Here is a 20,511-nt window from a genome sequence, read left to right on the forward strand (position 1 = left end):
CCCGGCTCACGCATCGGTGCCGAGGATCAGGCCGGAGGTCGGGACCCCGGTCCCGGCGGTGACCAGCACGCGGGCCGCTCCGGGGACCTGGTTGACGGAGCTGCCGCGCAGCTGGCGGACCGCTTCGGCGATGCCGTTCATGCCGTGCAGGTACGCCTCGCCCAGCTGGCCGCCGTGCGTGTTGAGCGGCAGCGCGCCGGCTGCCACGAAGTCGGCGGCCTCGCCGGGCTTGCAGAAGCCGAACTCCTCCAGCTGCATGAGCACGAACGGCGTGAAGTGGTCGTAGAGGACGGCCACGTCGATGTCCGCGGGCCGCAGCCCGCTGGTGCGCCACAGCTGGCGGGCGACCACGTCCATCTCGGGGAGGCCTGTGAGGTCGTCGCGGTAGAAGGAGGTCATGCCCTCCTGGCGGCGGCCTGCGCCTTGGGCTGCCGCGGTGATCACGGCGGGGCGGTGGCGCAGGTCGCGGGCCCGTTCGGCGGTGGTGACGACGACCGCCTGGCCGCCGTCCGTCTCCTGGCAGCAGTCCAGCAGCCGCAGCGGCTCGGCGATCCAGCGGGAGGCCGCGTGGTCGGCGAGGGTGATGGGCCTGCCGTGGAACCAGGCGGCCGGATTGTTTGCTGCGTTCCGGCGGGCGGTGACCGCGACGTGCCCGAAGGCCTCGGGGGTGAGACGGTGGACGTGCAGGTAGCGGCGGGCCGCCATGGCCACCCAGGAGGCCGGGGTGAGCAGTCCCCAGGGCAGGGACCAGCCGAGGGCGGCGCCCTCGGCCGACGGTTCCCGCTGCTGGACGCCCGAGCCGAAGCGGCGGCCGGAGCGCTCGTTGAAGGCGCGGTAGCAGACGACGACCTCGGCGATGCCGGCCGCGACGGCGAGGGCCGCCTGCTGGACCGTGGCGCAGGCGGCACCTCCGCCGTAGTGGATGCGGGAGAAGAAGGACAGCTCGCCGACGCCGGCGGCCTGGGCCACCGTGATCTCGGGGCTGCTGTCCATGGTGAAGGTGACCAGGCCGTCGACGTCGGCGGGGGTGAGTCCGGCGTCGTCGAGGGCGGCGTGCACGGCCTCGACGGCGAGTCGGAGCTCGCTGCGGCCGGAGTCCTTGGAAAACTCGGTCGCGCCGATGCCGGCGATGGCTGCGCGGCCGCCGAGCAGGTCACGGGTTCGCAGGCTCATGCCGCTCCTCCGGAGGCGCCGCCGGCCGACCGCGGCGGGGCAGAGAGGGCCACGGTGACATTGCCGGTGACGTGGCGGCCGATGCCGTTCGCGCCGACGACCCGGATCTCCAGCGTGTCCCCGTCCGCGGCGGTGACGGTCCCGGTCAGGGTCATGGTGTCGCCGGGGTGGTTGGGGGCGCCGAGGCGGATCGCGACCTTGCGGAGCACCGCTCCGGGGCCGAGCCGGTCGGTGATGTACCGGCCGACGAGTCCGTTGGTGGTGAGGATGTTCATGAAGATGTCCGGGGAGCCCTTCTCGCGTGCGAGATGGGCGTCGTGGTGGACATCCTGGTAGTCGCGGGAGGCGATGGCCCCGGCGACGATCAAGGTACGGGTGATCGGGATCTCCAGCGGGGCCAGCGTGTCGCCGACGTTCATGCGCGCTCCTCCCCGGATGCACCGGCCCGGGACGTACAGGCGCGGCCGGGGGCGGCTGCACGGCCGGGGCCGTCCTCGGAGCGGGCGAGGAAGGCGCCCAGTTCGGCGAGCAGTTCGCTGCCGCAGCCGAGGTAGGCGTCCAGCTGCCGCCCCCACAGGAAATGCCGGTGGACGGGGTGTTCCAGGTCGGCGCCGGCCCCGCCGTGCAGGTGCTGCCCGGCATGGACCACCCGCTTGCCTGCCTCCGAGGCCCACCAGGCCGCCGTGAGCGCGTGCCCGTCCGCCGGGAGGCCCTCGTCGATCCGCCAGGCCGCCTCGTACGCGGTGACCCGGATCGCCTCCGTCTCCATGTGGGCGTCCGCGGCACGCAGCAGCACGCCCTGCTTGGCGGACAGCGGCCGCCCGAACTGCTCGCGGGTGGCTGTGTGTTCCACGGCGCGGGCCAGGGAGCCCGCGCACACCCCGGCCTGGAGGCCGGCGAACGCGGTACGGGCGGCCGCGAGGACCGCGGTGTACGCGTCCGGGCCGCCGAGCCGCTCCGCCCCGGCCCCGGACAGGGTGAGCCGCCCTGCAGACCAGGGGGCTGTCGTCTCCACAGGCCCGGTCTCCGCGCCGGGCGCGTCCGTCCGTACGAGCCACAGGGCCCGGTCGGCATCCGGGACGAGGACATGGGTGGCGTCGCGCAGCCACGGCACCCAGGGGACGGTTCCGGTCAGCCGGCCCCCGGGGGCGGCCGTGACGCGGCCGCGGTCCGGGAGGGCCCCGGTGGCCACCGCCTCGCCCGTGCGGAGGGCGGGCAGCAGGCGCCGCCGCTGCTCGGGGGTGCCGTGCGCGGCGAGGGGGAGGATTCCGTAGGTGCAGGTGGCGGCGTACGGGACCTGGGCGGTGGTGCGGCCCTGCTCCTCCAGGACGAGGACGAGGCCGAGCAGGCCGGTGTCCTCGACGGCGGCGACCAGCCCGCAGTCGCAGAGCGCCTTCCACAGCTCGGCGTCGCTGCCGGAGCCGGCGGCGGCGAGCCGCTCGGGGGTGGACAGGTCGCGGAAGACACGGGCGGCGAGCGCGGCCGCGGCAGCCTGCTCCTCCCCGGGGCGGAAGTCCATCAGGCCTCGCTCCCTCCTCGGAAGACCGGCAGCTCCAGGTCCTCGTCGACCCGGAGGAACTCCAGGCGAACGGGCATGCCGATGCGGACCCGGTCGTGGGGGACGCCGGTGATGTTGGTGATCATCCTTACGCCTTCGGCGAGTTCGACGAGGGCGACCGCGTAGGGCGGGTCGAACGCCGGGAAGGGCGGGTGGTGCATGACGACGTAGCTGAAGACGGCGGCTTCCCCGCAGGCCTGCACGGTGTCCCACTCCAGGCTCGCGCAGGCGTTGCAGCCGGGCAGCCACGGGAAGCGCAGGGCGTTGCAGGAGGTGCAGCGCTGGATCAGGAGCCGGTGCTCGCGGACGCCGTCCCAGAAGCCCTGGTTGTCGCGGTTGACGACCGGCCGGGGGCGGCGGGCGCGGGCAGAGACGGGGGCAGCACGGGCGGCTTCGGGGGCAGGGGCAGGGGCGGCCGCCGGGGCGTACTTGAGGATCCGGAAGCGGTGGGTACCGGCGGGTTCGCCGTCGGCAAGCACGTCCATGCGGGTGGTCACGAAGTGGCCGCTGCCCAGGCGGGTGGTCTTGCGGGGGGACACGGACTCGATGACCGCGTCGAAGGTGACGGTGTCGCCGGGCCGCAGCGGGCGCAGGTACTCCTGTTCGCAGTCGGTGGCGACGACGGAGGTGCAGCCGACGGCGTCGAGGAGGGCGAGGAGCTCGTCCCAGGCGCCCGAGCGGCCGCCGTGCCCGGACAGGCCGCCCATCGTCCAGGCCTGCAGCATGGTGGGCGGGGCGACGGCGTCCGGCCCGGAGTAGTCCGGGTTGGTGTCGCCCATCGCCTCGCACCAGTGGCGGATCATCGCCGCGTTGACGGGGTCCTTCCCCCGGCCCCCGGCGACGGCGGGCCGGCCCTCGAAGGCCCTGAGGCGCGCCAGGAAGCCGTCCGCCTCCGGCCCGACGCCGTCCGCCGCAATCACCGCTTCCCGCCCCGCATGCCGAGCCGCATCACGGCGACAATCTCGCGCTGCACCTCGCTGACCCCGCCGCCGAAGGTGTTGATCTGGGCGGCCCGGTTCAGCCGCTCCAGCTCGCCGCCGACGAAGGCGCCGGGCTCGCCGCCGCGCAGGAGGGCCTCCTCGCCGACGGCCTCCAGGCACATCCGGTACACCTCGACGGCCGTCTCGGTGCCGAAGAACTTGACGCCGGCGGCATCGCCCGGGGCGAGGGTGCCGGCCCCGACGTCCTGGACGAGCCGCCAGTTGAGCAGCCTGAGCGCGGCCAGCCGGGCATGGGCCTCCGCAAGCCGGGACTGCACCCACGGCCGGTCGGCGGGCCGCTCCCCGGTGGCCGGGTCGGCAGTGCAGGCGTACCGGAGCGCGGCCCCGAGGAGCTCCTCGGCCTGCATGCCGAGGGCGGCCAGGGCGACGCGCTCGTGGTTGAGCTGGTTGGTGATCAGCCGCCAGCCGCCGTTCTCGGGTCCGACGAGGTTCCCGGCGGGCACTCGCACGGAGTCGTAGTACGTGCACGTCGTCATCAGGCCGCCGACCGTCTCGACCGGTGTCCAGGAGAAGCCGGCGGCGGAGGTGGGGACAAGGATGATCGATATGCCCTCGTGCTTGGGCACGTCGGGATCGGTGCGGCAGGCGAGCCAGATCCAGTCGGCGTGCTGGGCGTTGGAGGTGAAGGCCTTCTGCCCGTCGATCACCCAGCCGTGTCCGTCGCGGACGGCGCGGGTCTGCAGGGCGGCGAGGTCGGTACCGGCGCCGGGCTCGGTGTACCCGATCGCGAAGACGGCCTCGCCGGCGAGGATCCGGGGCAGGAACCGGTCCTTCTGCTCCTGGGTGCCGTACTTCATCAGGGTCGGCCCGACGGTGTTCAGGGTGACCATGGAGACGGGTGCCCCCGCCCGGCGGGCCTCGTCGAAGAACACGAACTGTTCGTCTGCGCCGCGGCCGCGACCGCCGTACTCGACGGGCCAGCCGATGCCGAGGAGGCCGTCGGATCCCATGCGCCGCAGCAGGGCGCGCCGGGCCTCCGGGTCCGCGGGAGGGCCGTCCGGCATGAGGTCCTGGAAGTAGGCGCGCAGCTCGGCGCGAAGCTGCAACTGCGCTGCTGTCGGAGCGAGGTGCACGGTGCAGGCCTCCCGGCATCACGACGTCCACGTAAACCTGACTGTCCGTCAGATTCACTGCGGCTGTCAAGCCTTGGAGACCCCCGTCGCCACCGCGGAAGCGAAGGGCCGCTCCGTCCGGAAACCCCACCGTCTCCCGGCCCGGCGGCCCCGCACACACCCGGCGGAACGCGCTACGCAGCCCGCGCGAACCCCTCCTGCCGCGCCCGCACGGCCGACGACCAGCGCACGGCCGGCACCTCGCCGGACGCACCGGCGACGGCGTCAGAACCGGCGGCCCCGCCCTCACCTGCGGAGAGAACCCCGACCCGCGCACCGGCTGTGGCACCGGCAGCGGACCGGCGGACCGAGGGGGACTTGCCGTGGGCCTCGGCCCGGATCCGCTGCTTGATCGTCGGAGGCAGCGCCGCACTCCGCACCCCCGCCGGCCACGCGCGCCGCACCACCGGGGCGGCCGCCTGGGCCGGAACCACCGGGGTGGCCCACACCCGCGCCTCACCGACGCGGACCCCGGCCGCGGCGGCCTTGCCGCGACGGAATCCGAGAGCGGCAAGCACCGCGAGGATCAGGGCGGTGAACACGGTCCACACGGAGCGGGCGGCAATGCGCTGAGCCATGACGGGGTGCCTCGTTTCGCGATGTTCCGACGGGCGGATCTGCATACATTCGACATGATGTGTCCGCAACCGCACGCCCGCCCCGCCCCGCGCCGATCGTCCGACAATCACCACCCGAACGCACCAAAGCACAAGAAAGGGGAAGCCACTCTGCGGGCTTCGGGCTGATCCCCGGCTCCAGCCGTGGGCCCCGTCTGACCGCTCGACCGAGGAGCGGAGGGCCCGTCTGACGGGTGCCTCAGGCCGGCCACTCCCGCCCCCGCGCACGCGCCGACTGATCCGATCGGCGGAGGTCCCACCGGCGTCGGCCCTGCCGCCGGAGGGGCCCGGCCCGCCGGCGCCATGCTCGGGGCCGTACCAGCGCTCGCCGGATGACGCGGCGCCCACACGCGAGGAGCGGCTTCACCATGGACATGCCCGTCGTAAACCAGTGCTCGGTCGAGGATTGCGCCTACAACCGTGACAGCGCCTGTCACGCCCTGGCCATCACCGTGGGCGACACCCGCACGCCGCACTGCGACACCTTCTTCACCTCGTCCCGCAAGGGCGGAGACCCGGCCACCACCGGCCGCGTCGGCGCCTGCAAGGTCTCCGCATGTCGCCACAACAACAACTTCGAGTGCAACGCCCCCGGCATCTCGGTCGGCTACGTGCAGAGCGAGGTCGACTGCCTCACCTTCGCACCCGCCTGACCAGCCGGACGGCGACGTGGCAGACACGGAGCACGCTGAAGCAGGGCAAAAGCCAAAGGGCGCCCTCGCAACCGAGGGCGCCCTTCCGGTCGGCAGCTCTTCCCGACCCGTGGCGGTGGGTGTGGGATTTGAACCCACGGTGGCTTGCGCCACGACGGTTTTCAAGACCGTTCCCTTAGGCCGCTCGGGCAACCCACCTGGCCGGTACAGAGTACCGGGAGGTGGGAGGCATCGGGGTCAGGAATTCTGGGCCTTGTCGTAGACGGCCTTGGCCTCGTTGCCGAAGTACGGGCCGAACATGCGGTTCGGCAGGAAGACGTAGCCGAAGCTGTTCACCGATACCTGGGTGCCCAGGCCGGTGGCCTCGTCGAAGTCCTGGAACCAGGGGCCGCCGCTGGAGCCGCCCGTCATGTTGCAGCCCAGGCTGTGGTCCTTGGTCAGCAGGAAGTCCTTGCCGCTGTTGCCGCTGCAGTAGACCAGCTTCGAGCCGTCGTACGGCGACGCCGCCGGGAAGCCGAAGGCATACATCCGCTTGTTGTAGCCGCCGTTGAACAGCAGGCCCTGGGCGCCGACGACCTGGCTGAGCTTCCGGCCGTTCAGCGGGGCGACGACGGCCAGGCCGACGTCCATGTTCATGTCCTCGCTCGCCGCCCACTGGTCCGTCGCGAAGGTCTGGGTGGCCGTCCACTGCCCGTAGGGCGCGTTTCCGTTGTCGTAGCCGGGGACGAAGATCCAGTTCGTGTGCCAGGAGCCCTGGTACTTCACGCAGTGGCCGGCGGTCATCACCGTGCTGCCGTTGGCGCTGGTCACGGAGTCGCCGGAGCAGGAGGCCGTCCGGTCGCCGAACGTGAAGAACACCCGGCCGGAGGTCTTCACCACCGCCCCGCCGCCCGTCCAGGGACCGCCCGCCTGCGGGAAGGCGGTCGGCGAGACCGCGGGGAGCGCCGCAGAGGCGGGCGTCGGGGCGATCAGCGTGGGGCGGTCCGAGGTGGCGGCCGGGGTGTGCCGCACCGGCCCGGGCGCCGCCACCACGTCCAGCGGGACGGCGCTGCGCATCCGTTCGGCGGTCCAGAAGCCCTCGGTGTGCTGCTGGCGGAACGAGGCCGGGCCGTCGGCGGCCGCCGCGGGGGCGGCTCCCGTCAGGGCGCCCGCGATCAGGGCGCCTGCGGCCAGGAGGACGGATGCTGCCGTGCGATGACGATTCACGCAGACTCCTTCTGCCGTGCCCGGTCCGGCAGGGGCCGGGCAGGGTGGGGGTGAAGAGCTGTCGGTGCGGATCGGCCGCAGGGTCGCACGCGCGGCACGAGAAGTCAGGAGACGGTCGGAACGTTCGGTCGGATCCGGCCGGCATTTGGCCGACTCCCGCCCCTCCCCAGGTCATACGGTCAGCAGCACTCCTGCGTAGGAGACGCCCGCGACCACCACCCACGCAGCCAGCCCGAGAAGTGCAGCCCGGCCTCCGGTCCGCGCCATGGAGGGCAGGTCCACCGCACTCCCGAGCCCGAACAGGGCTGCGGCGAGCAGGAGTTCCTGTGCCGTGTGCGCCCAGTCCAGGGCCGCTGGGGGGAGGACACCGGTGGCGCGCAGCACGGCCGCCGCGAGGAAGCCGGCCACGAACAGGGGCACCGGGGCGGGCCTGCGCCCGGACGCCGTACGCGCTCCGCGGCGCCGGGCCCGCAGCGAGAACGCGACGGCGGCCACCAGCGGAGCCAGGAGCGCGACGCGCATCAGCTTGACGAGGACGGCTTCGCCGAGGGCGTCCGGGCCCGCGGTCTGCGCGGTGGCCACGACCTGGCCGACATCGTGGACGCTCGCGCCCACCCACCGCCCGAAGGCCTCGTCGGACAGCCCCAGGGGGTCCTGGAGGAGGGGGAGCACCGCGATGGCCAGCGTGCCGCACAGGGTCACGAGCGCGACGGATGCGGCGACGTCCTCCTCATCGCTGCCCGACACCTGGCTCACCGCGCCGATCGCCGAGGCCCCGCATATCGAGTACCCCGTGGCGATCAGCAGCGGCTGGTCGCCGGGCAGGCCGAGCCTGCGGCCCAGCCACACCGTGCCGAGGAACGTGGCCGCGACCACGCCCGCCACCATGGCCACGGTGGCCCAGCCCAGCCGGAGCACCTGGTCCAGGCCGAGTCCCAGGCCGAGCAGCACGATGCCGATCCGCATCAGCCGCCGGCCGGCCAGCGAGAGCCCGGCCCGCGCGACTCCGCGCACGGTGTGCCGCAGGCCGGGGAGGTGGGCTGCGGCGATGCCGAGGACCACCGCCGCCGTCAGCATCGGTACGCCCGGCAGCAGCCGGTGCACACACCACGCCGCCCCGACGCCGCCCGCGGCCATGGCCAACCCCGGCCAAGAGGACGGCGTTTCACGTGAAACAATCCGGCCCCCGGATCCGTCTGCCGCCCGGACCGGGCGGTGAAGCAGGGCCATCAGTCGACGGGGAGCGTGTAGACGCGGCGGACGCTGCTGCCGAGCCGGGCGACGTCGGCTCCGTAGACGTGGATCGAGATGGCCTTCGTGCCGCAGGAGTTGCGGACCTTGTGGATGTCCCCGGGCGGGGCGAACCCGCAGACGTCGCCCACACCGTTGACGACCGTCTCGGTGGGAACGAGGCACGCGGCGGACGCCCCCGTGGCGGGTACGAGCCGGTAGCGGAGCTCGCCTTCCTGGCCCTGGTGGACCCCTGCCACGCACCAGGAGACGTGGTCGTGGATGGTCGTCTCCTGACCGGGCAGCCACACCAGCGCCACCACCGAGAAGCTGCCGTCCGGCTCGGCGTGCAGCACGTGCTGGCGGTAGCGTTCCGGGCTGCCCTCGCACTGCTCGGGGGTCAGCAGGTCGGGCGCACCCAGGTGCGGGGCCACGTGCTCGCACACCTGGTGGGCGGTCTGCTCCGGGGTGAGGCCCCGGTCGACGACGGTGCGTATCTCACGGACGAGGGCGGCCATCCTCGTGGTCGTGCGGGCCGGCGCGGTGGTGGTCATACAGGCAGCGTCGAGGCGCCGACCCATCACGTCCAACGACAGTTCTCACCCGAAAACCCAACCAGCGCTTATGGATCAGCCTGCCCTGCACCTCCGGTCGGGGACAGGGCTGCGTCAGCAGCCGACGCGGTTCGACGCCACCGCCTTGAGGGCGTCCAGGGCCACCGCCGTCGCGGGGATCCTCAGGTGGTCGCGGTAGACGTACGCGGCGATGTGGCGGCGGGCGGCCGGCTGGAGGGCGCGGCCGCAGACCCGGGTCAGGGAGAGTGACGGCAGCACCAGGGCGGGCATCATGGCGACGCCGAGCCCCTGCCCGACCATGCTCTGCACGACCAGGTTGTCGTCGGTGGCGAACCGGATGTCGGGGACGAACCCGAGCTCGGCGCACTCGTGCAGCAGGTTGGCCCGGCAGCGCGGACAGCCCGCGATCCAGCGCTCCTCCGCGAGGTCGGCGAGGTGGACGGCGCGGCGCCGGGCCAGCGGGTGCCCGGTGGGCAGCAGCACCGTGAGCTGGTCCTCCATCAGCCTGATCTCCGCCACCTCGTCCGGCAGCTCCTCGTGCAGGCCGGGGTAGGTGAAGGCCAGGGTGATGTCGCATTCGCCGCGCTCCAGCCGCCGCAGCGACTCCGGCGGCTCGCATTCGAGGAGTTCGACCTGGATGCCCGGGTGGTCCGTGGCCAGGCTGCTGAGGGCCTCCGGGACGAGTGTGGCGTTGGCGCTGGGGAAACCGCAGAGCCGTACCCGGCCCGTGCGCAGCCGGGCGTACGCCTTGAGTTGGGATTCCGCGGCGGTGAGGGTGCCGAGGATGGACTCGGCGTGCCGGGCGAGGGACTTCCCGGCCTCGGTGAGCTGCATGGTGCGGCCGACCCGGGTGAAGAGGGGAGTTCCGGCGGCCCGTTCGAGCGCTTTCATCTGCTGCGTGACCGCCGGCTGCGTGTACCCGAGGGCGCGGGCGGCTGCCGAGTAGCTGCCGGCGGCGACGACCTCGTGGAACGTGCGTATGTGCCGCGAATCGAACACAGCGAAAGCATAAGCGGACGTTGGGAGGGGCCGTAGGCGGATTCCCGCCCCCGGCCCCTCCCCATCCGGCCAGTCCCGGTCCGGCGGCCGGGCGCCTGCGCCGTGGGGTCGGCGCCTACTTGTCGCCGACGCGCGAGCCGAGCGTGATGTCCACAGTGGTCGGCTTGCCCTCGCGCAGGTAGGTCAGCTTCACCACGTCGCCCGGCTTGTGCGTCCAGATCTCGCTGATGAGGGTCGGGCCGCTGTCGATCGGCCGGTCTCCGAACCGGGTGATGATGTCGCCGGGCCGCAGGCCGGCCTTGCCCGCGGGGCCGTTGGGGTCGACGAGCTCGTTGGCCGGGGCGCCCTGCTCGGAGATCTTCGCGCCGTCGACCTTCGACTGGAGGTCGACGGAGACGGAGATCACCGGGTAGACCGGCTTGCCCGTCTTGATCAGCGACTCGGCGACGTTCTTCGCCTGGTTGATCGGGATCGCGAAGCCGAGGCCGATCGAGCCGGCCGGTGCGCCGAGGCCGCCGCCGCCCGCCGACTGGATCGCGGAGTTGATGCCGATCACCGCGCCGCGGCCGTCGAGCAGCGGGCCCCCGGAGTTGCCGGGGTTGATCGAGGCGTCCGTCTGGAGGGCGCTCATGTACGAGTTCTTGGCGCCGGAGCCGTCACCCGAGGCGACGGGGCGGTCCTTGGCGCTCACGATGCCGGTGGTGACCGTGTTGGACAGGCCGAATGGCGCGCCGATCGCGATGGTCGCGTCGCCGACGGCGACCTTGTCCGAGTTGCCCAGCGGCAGGGGCTTCAGGCCGGCGGGCGGGTTCTTCAGCTTGATCACGGCCACGTCGTAGCCCTGGGCCCGGCCGACGACCTCGGCCTCGTACTTCTTGCCGTCGGAGAAGGTCGCGGAGAGCCGGCCGCCGTTGGCTGCCGAGGCCACCACGTGGTTGTTGGTGAGGATGTGGCCCTGCTGGTCGTAGACGAAGCCGGTGCCGGTGCCCCCCTCGCCGTCGCCGCCGCCCGCGGAGGCCTGGAGCGTGACGACGCTGGGCAGGGCGCCCGCCGCCAGGCCGGCGATGGAGCCCGGCTCGCGCTTGAGGTCCTTGGGCGTGTTGCCCGCGGTGATCGTCGTCGAGCCGAAGCCGTTGTCGTTGCGCTCGGCGGCCCAGTAGCCGACACCGCCGCCGACACCGCCCGCGAGGAGGGCCGCCGCGAGCACCGCGGCGACCAGGCCGCCCTTGCCGGGGCGCTTGGCCGGTGCGGCGCCGTCCTGCGGGAAGGCGCCCCAGCCGGCGCCGTGCCCGCCGCCCGCTCCGTACGCGGGGACCGCGGGCGGCGGGGGCGGCCAGCCGCCCGCTCCGTGCGCGGCCTCGCCCGGGTGCGGGGCGGGGGTCTGCGGGTAGGCGTACGCGGCCGCAGCCGGGGCCTGGGGCGGTGCGGGCGGAATCGGCCGGGTGTGCTCGGTGCCGGGGGCGGAGGCCGGCGGCATCTGCTGGGTCGCCGGCTCGGCGGCGGGCTTGGCGGTCGCCGCGGCCGGCGGGGCGTCCGCGGGGGCCGCGGACGGGGGCGCGGGGTGTGCCGCGGGCGCGCCGGGCGCCGATGCGGCAGGCGTCTCGGAAGCGGGAGCCGCCGCCGGGGGTGCCGACGGGGCCGCAGGGGGCGTCGGGGCCGGCGTGCCCTCGTTCTCGGTGCTCACAGCGCTCTCTCCTCGTCACACACGACTTCACACTGGTGGTACGGCCCGACTGAACGTTCGACGCGCCACACAAGTTCCTGGGTCAAGCGTTCCCCATGACCCGTCAGAGCACTGTAAGCCGGACCTGTGCGTCTCCCCCATCCTTTATGCCCGGCATTTCGGGCGCATCCCCAGCCCCCGCCGCCGCAGCTCGGCAGCGCGTCCACGGCACCGCCCCCGCACCGCCGGCCTCCGCGGTGGCACCATGACCCGGTGACCCACGCAACGCCGCCGCCCATCCAGGTCGTCGCCCACCGGGGCGCCTCCGAGGACGCCCCCGAGCACACCCTGGCCGCGTACCGGAAGGCGATCGAGGACGGCGCGGACGCCCTGGAGTGCGATGTCCGCCTCACCGCCGACGGCCACCTGGTCCTCGTCCACGACCGCCGGGTCAACCGCACCTCCAACGGACGCGGCGCGGTATCCGCCCTGGAGCTCGCCGATCTCGCCGCCCTCGACTTCGGCTCCTGGAAGGACCGCGAGGAATCGCCCGACTGGGTGGCCGACCCCGAGCGGACGTCCGTCCTCACCCTGGAGCGGTTGCTGGAGCTCGTCGCCGACGCGGGCCGCCCGGTCCAGCTCGCCATCGAGACCAAGCACCCGACGCGCTGGGCCGGACAGGTGGAGGAGCGCCTCCTCTTCCTCCTCAAGCGCTTCGGACTGGACGCGCCGCCCGCCGAGGGCCCGCATTCCGTCCGCGTCATGAGCTTCTCGGCACGCTCCCTTCACCGGGTGCGGGCGGCTGCCCCGACGGTTCCGACGGTGTACCTGATGCAGTTCGTCACCCCCCGCATGCGCGACGGGCGCCTGCCGGCGGGTGTGCGGATCGCGGGCCCGGGCATGCGGATCGTGCGCAACAACCCGGGCTTCATCCGCAGGCTCCAGGACGCCGGGCACCCCGTCCACGTCTGGACGGTGAACGAGCCGGACGACGTTCAGCTCTGCGCTGATCTGGGTGTGGAGGCCATCATCACCAACCGGCCGCGGCAGGTTCTGTCACAACTCGGGCGCTGACGTCCCTGTTTGCCCACCCGTCGCCGGAGTCACGCCGGTAACGGGGAGTGCCCCGGCGCATCCCCTCCGCAACCACTCGTCATGAATGCGTCAGAGGGCTCCCCGCCGCCGGTTTCCGGCCCGGGCAGGGGGGGCATCCAGACCTTGGCGTGGGGCTAAGGAGGTTCCGGGGGTGGCGTTGGTGGTGGCACAGGAAGTGCCCACGTCGTCGTGCATGGACGTACTCCATGGTCCTGCGGGCGTGAGCGAGGCGCGGCACCGGATGCGCGAGGAGCTGCGCATCAGCGGAGTGCCCGACACCGTCGTGGACGACGCCGTGCTGATCCTCTCCGAACTGCTCAGCAACGCCTGCCGCCACGGCCGGCCGCTGGACACGGCCGGAGCCGGGGACGGCGGGGTCCGCGCCGCGTGGCGCGTCGACGGGGCCGGGAGGCTGACGGTAGAGGTGACGGACGGGGGCGGGCCGACGCGGCCGCTGCCGTCGACCCCCTCGGTCACGGCGCACGGCGGCCGGGGGCTGAACATCATCAGCGCCCTCTCGACGGACTGGGGCGTCAGGGACGGGGCAGCGGGCGAGGTCACCGTGTGGGTGATCGTCGCGTGCGGGCCGCGTCACGACGATTTCGCTACGCGCGTTGCGGCGCCGGTCCTCGACTTCTCGACGGCCTTCGACGATCTGGCTCCCTGACGCGGCTCTGCCGGGAGCGCGCACCGACCGCGCCCCCGGCCGCACCCGCCGGGCCACGGCGGTACGAGCGGCTAGGCTCACGCCCAGACGCAACAGCCGTACCGCCGCACCCGGGAGACACCCACGATGGCCAAGAAGCGCCCCGCAGCCAAGACTGCAAAGCCGCAGCTCCAGAACGGCGAGATCCCGGTCGTGGGCGCGCGCGAGCCCTGCCCCTGCGGCTCCGGCCGCCGGTACAAGGCATGCCACGGTGCGGCCGCCTCGCACTCCGCGACCGCACACGTGCAGCGCCCCTTCGAGGGGCTCCCCGGGGAGTGCGACTGGGTCGCGCTGCGCGAACTCGTCCCGGCGGCGACCGTTCCGCTGTCGCTCAAGGGCGGGCTGCCCGAGGGCGTGCCCTCCGTCACGCTGGTGACCGTGCTGCCCATGGCGTGGCCGGCACTGCGCCGTGAGGACGGCTCCGTCCTGCTCGGCCTCCAGAACGACGCCAGCAGCGGCGACGTCTCCCGCGAGATGGCCGACACGCTGGAGCGCGCGATCGCCACGGAGCCCGGCAATCCGGTCGCCGCGCGCCGGGTTCCCGCCGAGGGTCCGCGACTCCAGGACGTCCTGGACACCGACGGCGTTTTCGAGCCGGTTGTGCACAGCGGCTTCGAATTCTGGATTCCGGATGCGGAGGGCGCCCAGAACGCCTCCCCCGAGATCGCCGCCTCCCTGGAGCGCGCCAACGCCGCCGCCATCCCGACGGTCAAGCTGGCCGGCGTCGAGGCCGCGTACTGGTGCGAGACCCCGGACAAGAACCACCTGCGCTGGGTCATGCCGCACCCCGAGGAGAAGCTGCTCGACGCCCTGGCCCGGCTGCACGCGGCAGGCACCTCCTCGCTCGGCGAGGGCACCCGGCTCGTCGGCTCCTTCCGCGCCCACGGGCTCGTCGTCCCCGTCTGGGACCTGCCCACCGGAGTGTCCGCGGAGGACGTCGAGAAGCCGGCCGCCGAATTCGCGGAGCGCCTGGCCGCGGCCCTCGCGTCGGACGCCCCGCTGACCTCGGACGAGCGCCGCGCGCGCGGCGGGCTCACCAACCGCCAGGTGACCCTCAGCTGATCGCCCGGCCCGACCGGGGACGGGCCGTGCAGGGTTGGTGACCGGTGTCACAACTCCCGCTAATCGCCTGCGAATCGGTGTCTGAATATCAGAGATCGAATTTGCGAACAGGCGATCTCTTGTTACGGTTCTTGTAGCCCGGTCGCTGGTGCATCCCCCGTCGCCAGCGACCGGGCCCTTCCATTTCCGCTGCGGGTCAACGGCCCTGCGCCTCCGGTGCGTTGCTCCCGGACCGCAGCAGCAGCTTCCCTTCGTCATCCGGAACTGCAAACTCCGCAACGGCCGAGTACGCGTCCTGCGGCCCCGCCGACGCCTCCCGCGGAGTCTCGCACAGCCCCGGCTCGTCTCCGGCCCCGACCGTGCAGCGGATCTGCACCGTCCGCCCGGCGGGCCCCATCACCGTCAGGACGGCGTCCAGCGCGCGCCCGCTCGTGTTGCGGTAGTAGGTGCGCCCCCAGGTCCGACCCTCGGCGGCGAGCACGCATGTCTGCGCCTCCAGCCCCTGCGGCGCGGTGAGTTCGGGCCCGCACGCCGATTCCGTACGGGGCTGCTCGGCCGGTCCCGGGCGGGCCGGCTCGCCCGGGCGCACCGCGGCACCGGCCGGCGCGGGCGCCGGCCCCTTCCCTTCGGCGGACGCTGCGGGGGATTCCCGGGCGGTGCCGCCGGAAGGGCCGGCAATGCCGAGGGTGGAGAGCAGCCCACCGCCTTTTCCGTCGTCACGACCGGCGAAATCCGGTCCGGCGATCGCACCCGCCAAGGGGAGCGACAGGATGATCAGCACACCGGCGCCGATACCGATCAAGCGGAGATTCATTCGCCGAAGATAGCGACGCGGGAATGGGGCGTGGAGATCCCCGCGCCCAATTCACCGGGAATCCCGCCGCCCCGGCACCCGTACGGGTGACCCGGGTACGGGCGTCCTTCCGGAGCGGGTCCGTCAGTACGCGAGACGGCTGCCGCCGCCGGAGGCCCCGCTGCTCGCCTCGACCAGGGCGTCCACGACGGCCTCGACGTCCGGCAGCCACGGCTCGCCGGTCGCTGCGGGCTCCCGCTCCCAGCGCACCCGCCCGCCGCCGGAGGCGGGGGAGGGCGGCAGCAGCAGGTAGCCGCCCTCCCCGTGGAAGCGCAGCGCGGACGGGACGTGGTCCTTGGCGTAGAGCAGTTCACCGAGCCGCTCCAGCGAGTACGGGGCCACCAGCAGCGACCACCGCGTGGGCGTGGCCGCGACCGGGCCCAGCCGCATGCCCTGCCCCTCCAGCCGTGCCACGGCCCGTGCGGCCGCGGCGGCGGGCAGGCTCACCGCGCACGGCGCGCTGCCGCCGGTGGCCAGCAGGAGCGGGGCGCCGGGCCGCCGGGTCCACCACCAGGCCACCATCCGCGGGTCGGTGGTGGCGGCGAGCAGCCCCGGGTCGAAGGGGTGCGCTCCCGGTACGGGGCAGTCCGGATCGGGGCACCCGCACCGGGCGGCCGGGGGCACCGGTCCGGCGGAGCCCTCCGGGGTCGCGGAGGCCGCGGAGGCCGCGGAGACGGCTGACACCGCGGCACCGGGCGGGCCGGCTGGGCCGACGCCCGGGAGGACGGGCCACCGCCGGGCGGTGGCGCAGGTCAGCGCCGCATCGCGGAGCGCCGTACCGGGGAGCGCCGGGTCGGGAACGGCCGGGTCGTCGCGCTGCACCGGGGCGGACCGGAGGTTTGTCAGGCGGTTGCGGATCCGCTGGAGACGCCTTCCGAGGATCTCGCGCATGTGCGCTCGTTCCTTTCCGTTGAACGCCGAGGGCCTGATCACACCACGCAAGCGGTGTCTCACCACACGTACACGTTTCGCGCCACTGTCCGCCAGAAGCGGGTTCACACGGTTCGTGCACTTTTGTTACGGGTTCATGGAACGTCCGGCCGGGGGCGGGAGGAACGCGGCCCCGTGCCGGTACCGAGACCGACTGCCTCCGTTAAGGACGGCGGCCCCTGGCGGGCGGTTCCCGGCGGTTGCCGGGCTGCGCCAACTGGCCCCGGGGAACACCGACTACGTACCCGGAGCCTCTTCCACGTCCGACCAGTCGATCGCAAAAACCGTCCTGTTCCCGCTTTTTCCAGCCAAGTTCTAGCCTTGACCGGACAGTGAGTTGCAGCCTCACGGACACCAGGATTCCCACCGGGACAATGCTGGACATCGATCCTCGTGTGCGTGTAGATGTGGATTCCTTGATGGCGGCGCAGCACGATCTGGGGGTTTGCGATGCTATACGGCGTATCGCACCAGGCGGAAAGGCGGACGCCATGAGCGCCCCCCATCCGCCGAAAGTGGCCGGAATCGATCCGGCAGCCGCAGCGGTCCCGCACACTACGGCGGCTGCACCGGCCCAAACCCCCGCCGCGCCGGCCGCGGCATCCGCCCCGAGCACGCTGGTGCAGGACCGGCTCGTCGGCATGGTCTCCGACCTGACCACCCTCCACGAGCTCACCGAACGCCTCGCCCGCACGGCCGGCCTGGACTCGGCGCTCCGCGAGCTGGTGCGCGCCGGGGCAGCGCTCGTCGGCGCCCGCCGCGGCCTGATCGCGCTGGAGCCGTCCGACGGGCTCGGCCCCGCCACCACGGTCGGCCTCGGGCTCGGACGCGCCGAGCTCGGACACATCGAGACGGTGCCGCGCGCCGCCACCCCCTACGGCCGGATCCTCGACGGGCTCCCCGACGCCCACGGCGGCTCCGAGGTGCTGCCCGAGCCCGACGCCGCACCCGGCACCGGCGGCTACGGCGCACCGGCCGACCCCCGGCACCGCGAGGTCGCGGCCCGGCTCGGCTACGCCGCCAGCTACGCGCTGCCGCTGACCGCCGAGGCGACCGGGCGGCTCGGTGCGGTCGTCTGGCTCTACGACGAGCAGGCCGAGCCGAGCGACCGCCAGCGCGACCTCGTCGGCCTCTACGTCCGCCACGCCGCCGAGCACCTCGCCCGTGTACTCGACGCGGAGCGCTCGCGCACCAGCCTCGCCACCGTCGCCGAGGAACTGCTGCCCAGCCGGCTTCCCCGCGTACCCGGGGTGGGGCTCGCCGCCCGCCACCTCACCTCGCCGCGCGGCGGGGGCGACTGGTACGACGCCCTCCCGCTGCCCGAGGGGGCGCTCGGCCTGGCGGTCGGCTCGGTGACCGGCTCGGGGCCCAGCGCCGTCGCCGCGATGGGCAGACTGCGCGCTTCGCTGCGCGCGTACGCGGTCATGGAGGGAGAGGACCCCGTCGCGGTCCTCTCCGACCTCGAACTGCTGCTGCGGCTGACCGAGCCCGCCCGCTGCGCGACCGCCCTCTTCGCCTACTGCGAGCCCGCCCGGCGCAAGATCGTGCTGGCGGGGGCGGGGCACGCCCCGCCGCTGGTCGTGGGCGAGCGCCGCACGGAGTTCGTCGAGACCTCGCTGTCCGCGCCGCTGGGGATGCTCTCCTGCTGGGAGGCGCCCAGTGTGGAGTTCGAGCCCGCGCCAGGAGAAACGGTGCTGCTGTACACCGACGGGCTGCTGCGGCGCACCGGCGGCCCGATGGACCGGGCGTACGCGCGGCTCCACGCCGCGGCCGCCGGAGCGCCCCGGGCGGTCCGCCAGGACCCGGGCGCGCTGTGCGAGCACGTCCTGCAGACAGTGGTGCCCGCGGGCGACCCGGCGGTGACCGCGGCGGGCGCCGAGGAGGACATCGTCCTACTGGCCGCCCGCTTTGACTGATTTGTCACAGTCGTCTCTGCGTCTTCCCCTCGCACATACGATGGAAGCGGTCCCAACCCGGTCCTGTCGTAGCTGAGGAGAAGACGTGGCTGACGAGCTCACCCCGGAGACCCCGGAAGAAGAGCAGCCCAAGCAGACGCACAAGCAGCGCAAGAACGGGCTGTACCCGGGAGTCAGCGACGAACTCGCCGAGAGCATGCGCACCGGCTGGGCGGACACCGAGCTGCACGGCCTCGAGCCGATCGCGCAGGCCGCCCACACCGCCGCCCGCCGCGCCGCGCTGTCCGAGCGCTTCCCCGGCGACCGCATCGTCGTGCCCGCCGGCCGGCTGAAGACCCGCTCGAACGACACCGAGTACCCCTTCCGCGCCTCGACCGAGTACGCGTACCTCACCGGCGACCAGACCGAGAACGGCGTCCTGGTCCTGGAGCCCTCCGGCGACAGCGGCCACACCGCCGCCGTCTACCTGCTGCCCCGCTCCAACCGGGAGAACGGCGAGTTCTGGCTGTCCGGCCAGGGCGAGCTCTGGGTCGGCCGCCGGCACTCCCTCGCCGAGGCCGAGCAGCTCCTCGGCATCCCCGCCAAGGACGTCCGCGACCTCCCCGAGGCCCTCGCCGAGGCCACCGGTCCGGTGCGCGTGGTCCGCGGACACGACGCAGTCGTCGAGAAGGCCCTGACCGACAAGGTCACCGCCGAGCGCGACGAGGAGCTGCGCGTCTACCTCTCCGAGGCCCGCGCGGTGAAGGACGACTTCGAGATCGGCGAGCTCCAGAAGGCCGTCGACTCCACCGTCCGCGGCTTCGAGGACGTCGTGAAGGTCCTCGACAAGGCGGAGGCCACTTCCGAGCGCTACATCGAGGGCACCTTCTTCCTGCGCGCCCGCGTCGAGGGCAACGACGTCGGCTACGGCTCCATCTGCGCCGCCGGCCCGCACGCCTGCACCCTGCACTGGGTCCGCAACGACGGCCCGGTCCGCTCCGGCGACCTGCTCCTGCTCGACGCCGGCGTGGAGACCCACTCCCTCTACACGGCCGACGTCACGCGCACCCTGCCGATCAGCGGCACGTACAGCGACATCCAGCGCAAGGTCTACGACGCCGTTTACGAGGCCCAGGAAGCCGGCATCGCGGCCGTCCGGCCGGGCGCGAAGTTCCGCGACTTCCACGACGCCGCGCAGCACGTCCTCGCCGAGAAGCTCGTCGAGTGGGGCCTGCTGGAGGGCCCGGTCGAGCGCGTCCTGGAGCTGGGCCTCCAGCGCCGCTGGACCCTGCACGGCACCGGCCACATGCTCGGCATGGACGTCCACGACTGCGCCGCCGCGCGCACCGAGGCCTACGTCGACGGGACGCTGGAGCCGGGCATGTGCCTGACCGTCGAGCCGGGCCTGTACTTCCAGGCCGACGACCTGACCGTGCCCGAGGAGTACCGCGGTATCGGCGTCCGCATCGAGGACGACATCCTCGTCACCGAGGACGGCAACCGGAACCTGTCGGCCGGGCTGCCGCGCGCCTCCGCCGAGGTCGAGGCCTGGATGGCGGGCCTCAAGGGCTGACGGCGGCCGGCCCGGCAGGATGCTGCCGACCGGCTGCGCCGCATTCCCGCCGGAGGGCGGGGCCCCGCACGGGGCCCCGCCCTCCGGCGCGTCACGACACCTGGAGCAGGGCCGCCCCGTCGCGCCACTTGAGGATCTTGTCGAAGCTGACCACCGCGCCGCGGCCCGGCCGGTTGCGGAACCGGACGTGGTCGGCGAGCTCCTCGATCAGCCACAGTCCGCGGCCGCTCTCGCCGGCGACGCCCTCGCCGGCCGCGGGGGCGGACGCCGCCGCCCGCGCCCGCCGGGACAGCGCCGCCGGGCCCGGCTCCGGGAAGCCCGGACCCGAGTCGGTGACCTCGATGCGGCAGCAGTCGCCGTCCAGGTAGGCGGTGACCCGGTAGTCGCCGCACGGTTCCGCGGCCGGGGCCGGGCCCCCGTGCTCCACCGCGTTCGCGCAGGCCTCGCTGAGCGCCACCGACAGCTCGTAGGAGATGTCCGGGTCCACCCCCGCGGTCTCCATCGTCCTCAGCAGCAAACGCCGGGCGAGCGGCACGCTCGCGGCTTCGCGCCTCAACTGGAGAGACCACCAGATGCTCATACCGTTACCTATTGCCTCCCCCGCCGGGCC

At 73.6% G+C, this 20,511-nt stretch carries 20 protein-coding genes and 1 tRNA gene; 6 read left to right on the plus strand and 15 right to left on the minus strand.

Features of this window, described 5'->3' with window-relative positions:
- Window positions 1-6 precede the first annotated feature (6 nt).
- The 6 genes from C0216_RS30000 to C0216_RS30025 form a co-directional block, all read right to left on the minus strand.
- The gene (locus C0216_RS30000) at window positions 7-1,173 is read right to left on the minus strand and encodes a lipid-transfer protein (protein WP_114058249.1); all 1,167 of its coding nucleotides are present in this window, start codon (window positions 1,171-1,173) and stop codon (window positions 7-9) included.
- Window positions 1,170-1,592: a MaoC/PaaZ C-terminal domain-containing protein gene (locus tag C0216_RS30005; protein ID WP_114058250.1), complete on the minus strand. Its 423-nt coding sequence runs from the start codon at window positions 1,590-1,592 to the stop codon at window positions 1,170-1,172. The genes C0216_RS30000 and C0216_RS30005 overlap by 4 nt, the downstream gene beginning before the upstream one ends.
- On the minus strand, window positions 1,589-2,692 hold the full coding sequence (locus C0216_RS30010; RefSeq protein WP_114058251.1) for an acyl-CoA dehydrogenase family protein: 1,104 nt from the start codon (window positions 2,690-2,692) through the stop codon (window positions 1,589-1,591). The genes C0216_RS30005 and C0216_RS30010 overlap by 4 nt, the downstream gene beginning before the upstream one ends.
- Complete coding sequence (locus C0216_RS30015) at window positions 2,692-3,651, minus strand: bifunctional MaoC family dehydratase N-terminal/OB-fold nucleic acid binding domain-containing protein (protein WP_114058252.1); 960 nt, start codon at window positions 3,649-3,651, stop codon at window positions 2,692-2,694. The genes C0216_RS30010 and C0216_RS30015 overlap by 1 nt, the downstream gene beginning before the upstream one ends.
- Window positions 3,648-4,805, minus strand: coding sequence for an acyl-CoA dehydrogenase family protein (locus C0216_RS30020; RefSeq protein WP_114058253.1), 1,158 nt, complete (start codon window positions 4,803-4,805; stop codon window positions 3,648-3,650). Before C0216_RS30020 ends, C0216_RS30015 begins: the two co-directional genes overlap by 4 nt.
- Before the next feature lie 173 nt (window positions 4,806-4,978).
- Window positions 4,979-5,422 (minus strand): DUF6344 domain-containing protein, encoded by a 444-nt coding sequence (locus C0216_RS30025; protein WP_114058254.1) that lies wholly within the window; start codon window positions 5,420-5,422, stop codon window positions 4,979-4,981.
- Window positions 5,423-5,829: 407 nt separating this feature from the next.
- Here C0216_RS30025 and C0216_RS30030 point away from each other — a divergent pair, with 407 nt between their 5' ends.
- The gene (locus C0216_RS30030) at window positions 5,830-6,114 is read left to right on the plus strand and encodes a DUF1540 domain-containing protein (protein ID WP_114058255.1); all 285 of its coding nucleotides are present in this window, start codon (window positions 5,830-5,832) and stop codon (window positions 6,112-6,114) included.
- 110 nt (window positions 6,115-6,224) lie between these two features.
- On the opposite strand, the gene C0216_RS30035 is transcribed toward C0216_RS30030, so the two are convergent.
- From C0216_RS30035 to C0216_RS30060, 6 genes are all read right to left on the minus strand, one after another.
- Window positions 6,225-6,312, minus strand: a tRNA-Ser gene (locus C0216_RS30035).
- Window positions 6,313-6,351: 39 nt separating this feature from the next.
- Complete coding sequence (locus tag C0216_RS30040) at window positions 6,352-7,320, minus strand: trypsin-like serine peptidase (RefSeq protein ID WP_114058256.1); 969 nt, start codon at window positions 7,318-7,320, stop codon at window positions 6,352-6,354.
- 171 nt (window positions 7,321-7,491) lie between these two features.
- Complete coding sequence (locus C0216_RS30045; RefSeq protein ID WP_114058257.1) at window positions 7,492-8,550, minus strand: YeiH family protein; 1,059 nt, start codon at window positions 8,548-8,550, stop codon at window positions 7,492-7,494.
- Entirely contained in the window at window positions 8,550-9,104 is a 555-nt protein-coding gene (locus tag C0216_RS30050; RefSeq protein WP_114058258.1) for a cysteine dioxygenase family protein, read from the minus strand. The genes C0216_RS30045 and C0216_RS30050 overlap by 1 nt, the downstream gene beginning before the upstream one ends.
- 114 nt (window positions 9,105-9,218) lie before the next feature.
- Window positions 9,219-10,124: a LysR family transcriptional regulator gene (locus C0216_RS30055; RefSeq protein WP_114058259.1), complete on the minus strand. Its 906-nt coding sequence runs from the start codon at window positions 10,122-10,124 to the stop codon at window positions 9,219-9,221.
- Window positions 10,125-10,239: 115 nt separating this feature from the next.
- Window positions 10,240-11,808: a S1C family serine protease gene (locus C0216_RS30060; RefSeq protein WP_114058260.1), complete on the minus strand. Its 1,569-nt coding sequence runs from the start codon at window positions 11,806-11,808 to the stop codon at window positions 10,240-10,242.
- A 252-nt stretch (window positions 11,809-12,060) separates the two neighbouring features.
- On the opposite strand from C0216_RS30060, the gene C0216_RS30065 reads away from it, so the two are divergent.
- The 3 genes from C0216_RS30065 (at window position 12,061) to C0216_RS30075 (ending at window position 14,650) form a co-directional block, all read left to right on the plus strand.
- Complete coding sequence (locus tag C0216_RS30065) at window positions 12,061-12,861, plus strand: glycerophosphodiester phosphodiesterase (RefSeq protein WP_114058261.1); 801 nt, start codon at window positions 12,061-12,063, stop codon at window positions 12,859-12,861.
- A gap of 85 nt (window positions 12,862-12,946) precedes the next feature.
- A complete protein-coding gene (locus C0216_RS30070; protein ID WP_114058262.1) occupies window positions 12,947-13,549 on the plus strand; it encodes an ATP-binding protein in 603 nt (200 codons plus the stop codon).
- Between the two features lie 126 nt (window positions 13,550-13,675).
- On the plus strand, window positions 13,676-14,650 hold the full coding sequence (locus C0216_RS30075) for a DUF5926 family protein (protein ID WP_114058263.1): 975 nt from the start codon (window positions 13,676-13,678) through the stop codon (window positions 14,648-14,650).
- A 196-nt stretch (window positions 14,651-14,846) separates the two neighbouring features.
- Here C0216_RS30075 and C0216_RS30080 read toward each other — a convergent pair whose 3' ends face one another.
- Window positions 14,847-15,464, minus strand: a complete 618-nt coding sequence (locus tag C0216_RS30080) for a hypothetical protein (RefSeq protein WP_174250486.1) — start codon at window positions 15,462-15,464, stop codon at window positions 14,847-14,849.
- 123 nt (window positions 15,465-15,587) lie between these two features.
- A complete protein-coding gene (locus C0216_RS30085) occupies window positions 15,588-16,394 on the minus strand; it encodes a bifunctional DNA primase/polymerase (protein WP_114058265.1) in 807 nt (268 codons plus the stop codon).
- A gap of 413 nt (window positions 16,395-16,807) precedes the next feature.
- Between C0216_RS30085 and C0216_RS30090 the strand changes: the two genes are divergently transcribed.
- Together C0216_RS30090 and C0216_RS30095 are read left to right on the plus strand one after the other, a co-directional pair.
- Window positions 16,808-18,349 carry a PP2C family protein-serine/threonine phosphatase gene (locus C0216_RS30090; RefSeq protein ID WP_114058266.1) on the plus strand — a complete coding sequence of 514 codons (1,542 nt, stop codon included), beginning with the start codon at window positions 16,808-16,810 and terminating at the stop codon, window positions 18,347-18,349.
- A gap of 85 nt (window positions 18,350-18,434) precedes the next feature.
- The gene (locus tag C0216_RS30095; RefSeq protein WP_114058267.1) at window positions 18,435-19,901 is read left to right on the plus strand and encodes an aminopeptidase P family protein; all 1,467 of its coding nucleotides are present in this window, start codon (window positions 18,435-18,437) and stop codon (window positions 19,899-19,901) included.
- Between the two features lie 91 nt (window positions 19,902-19,992).
- Here C0216_RS30095 and C0216_RS30100 read toward each other — a convergent pair whose 3' ends face one another.
- Window positions 19,993-20,481, minus strand: a complete 489-nt coding sequence (locus C0216_RS30100) for an ATP-binding protein (protein ID WP_114058268.1) — start codon at window positions 20,479-20,481, stop codon at window positions 19,993-19,995.
- Window positions 20,482-20,511 lie beyond the last annotated feature (30 nt).

It is taken from the genome of Streptomyces globosus (assembly GCF_003325375.1).
GTDB classification, from domain to species: domain Bacteria; phylum Actinomycetota; class Actinomycetes; order Streptomycetales; family Streptomycetaceae; genus Streptomyces; species Streptomyces globosus_A.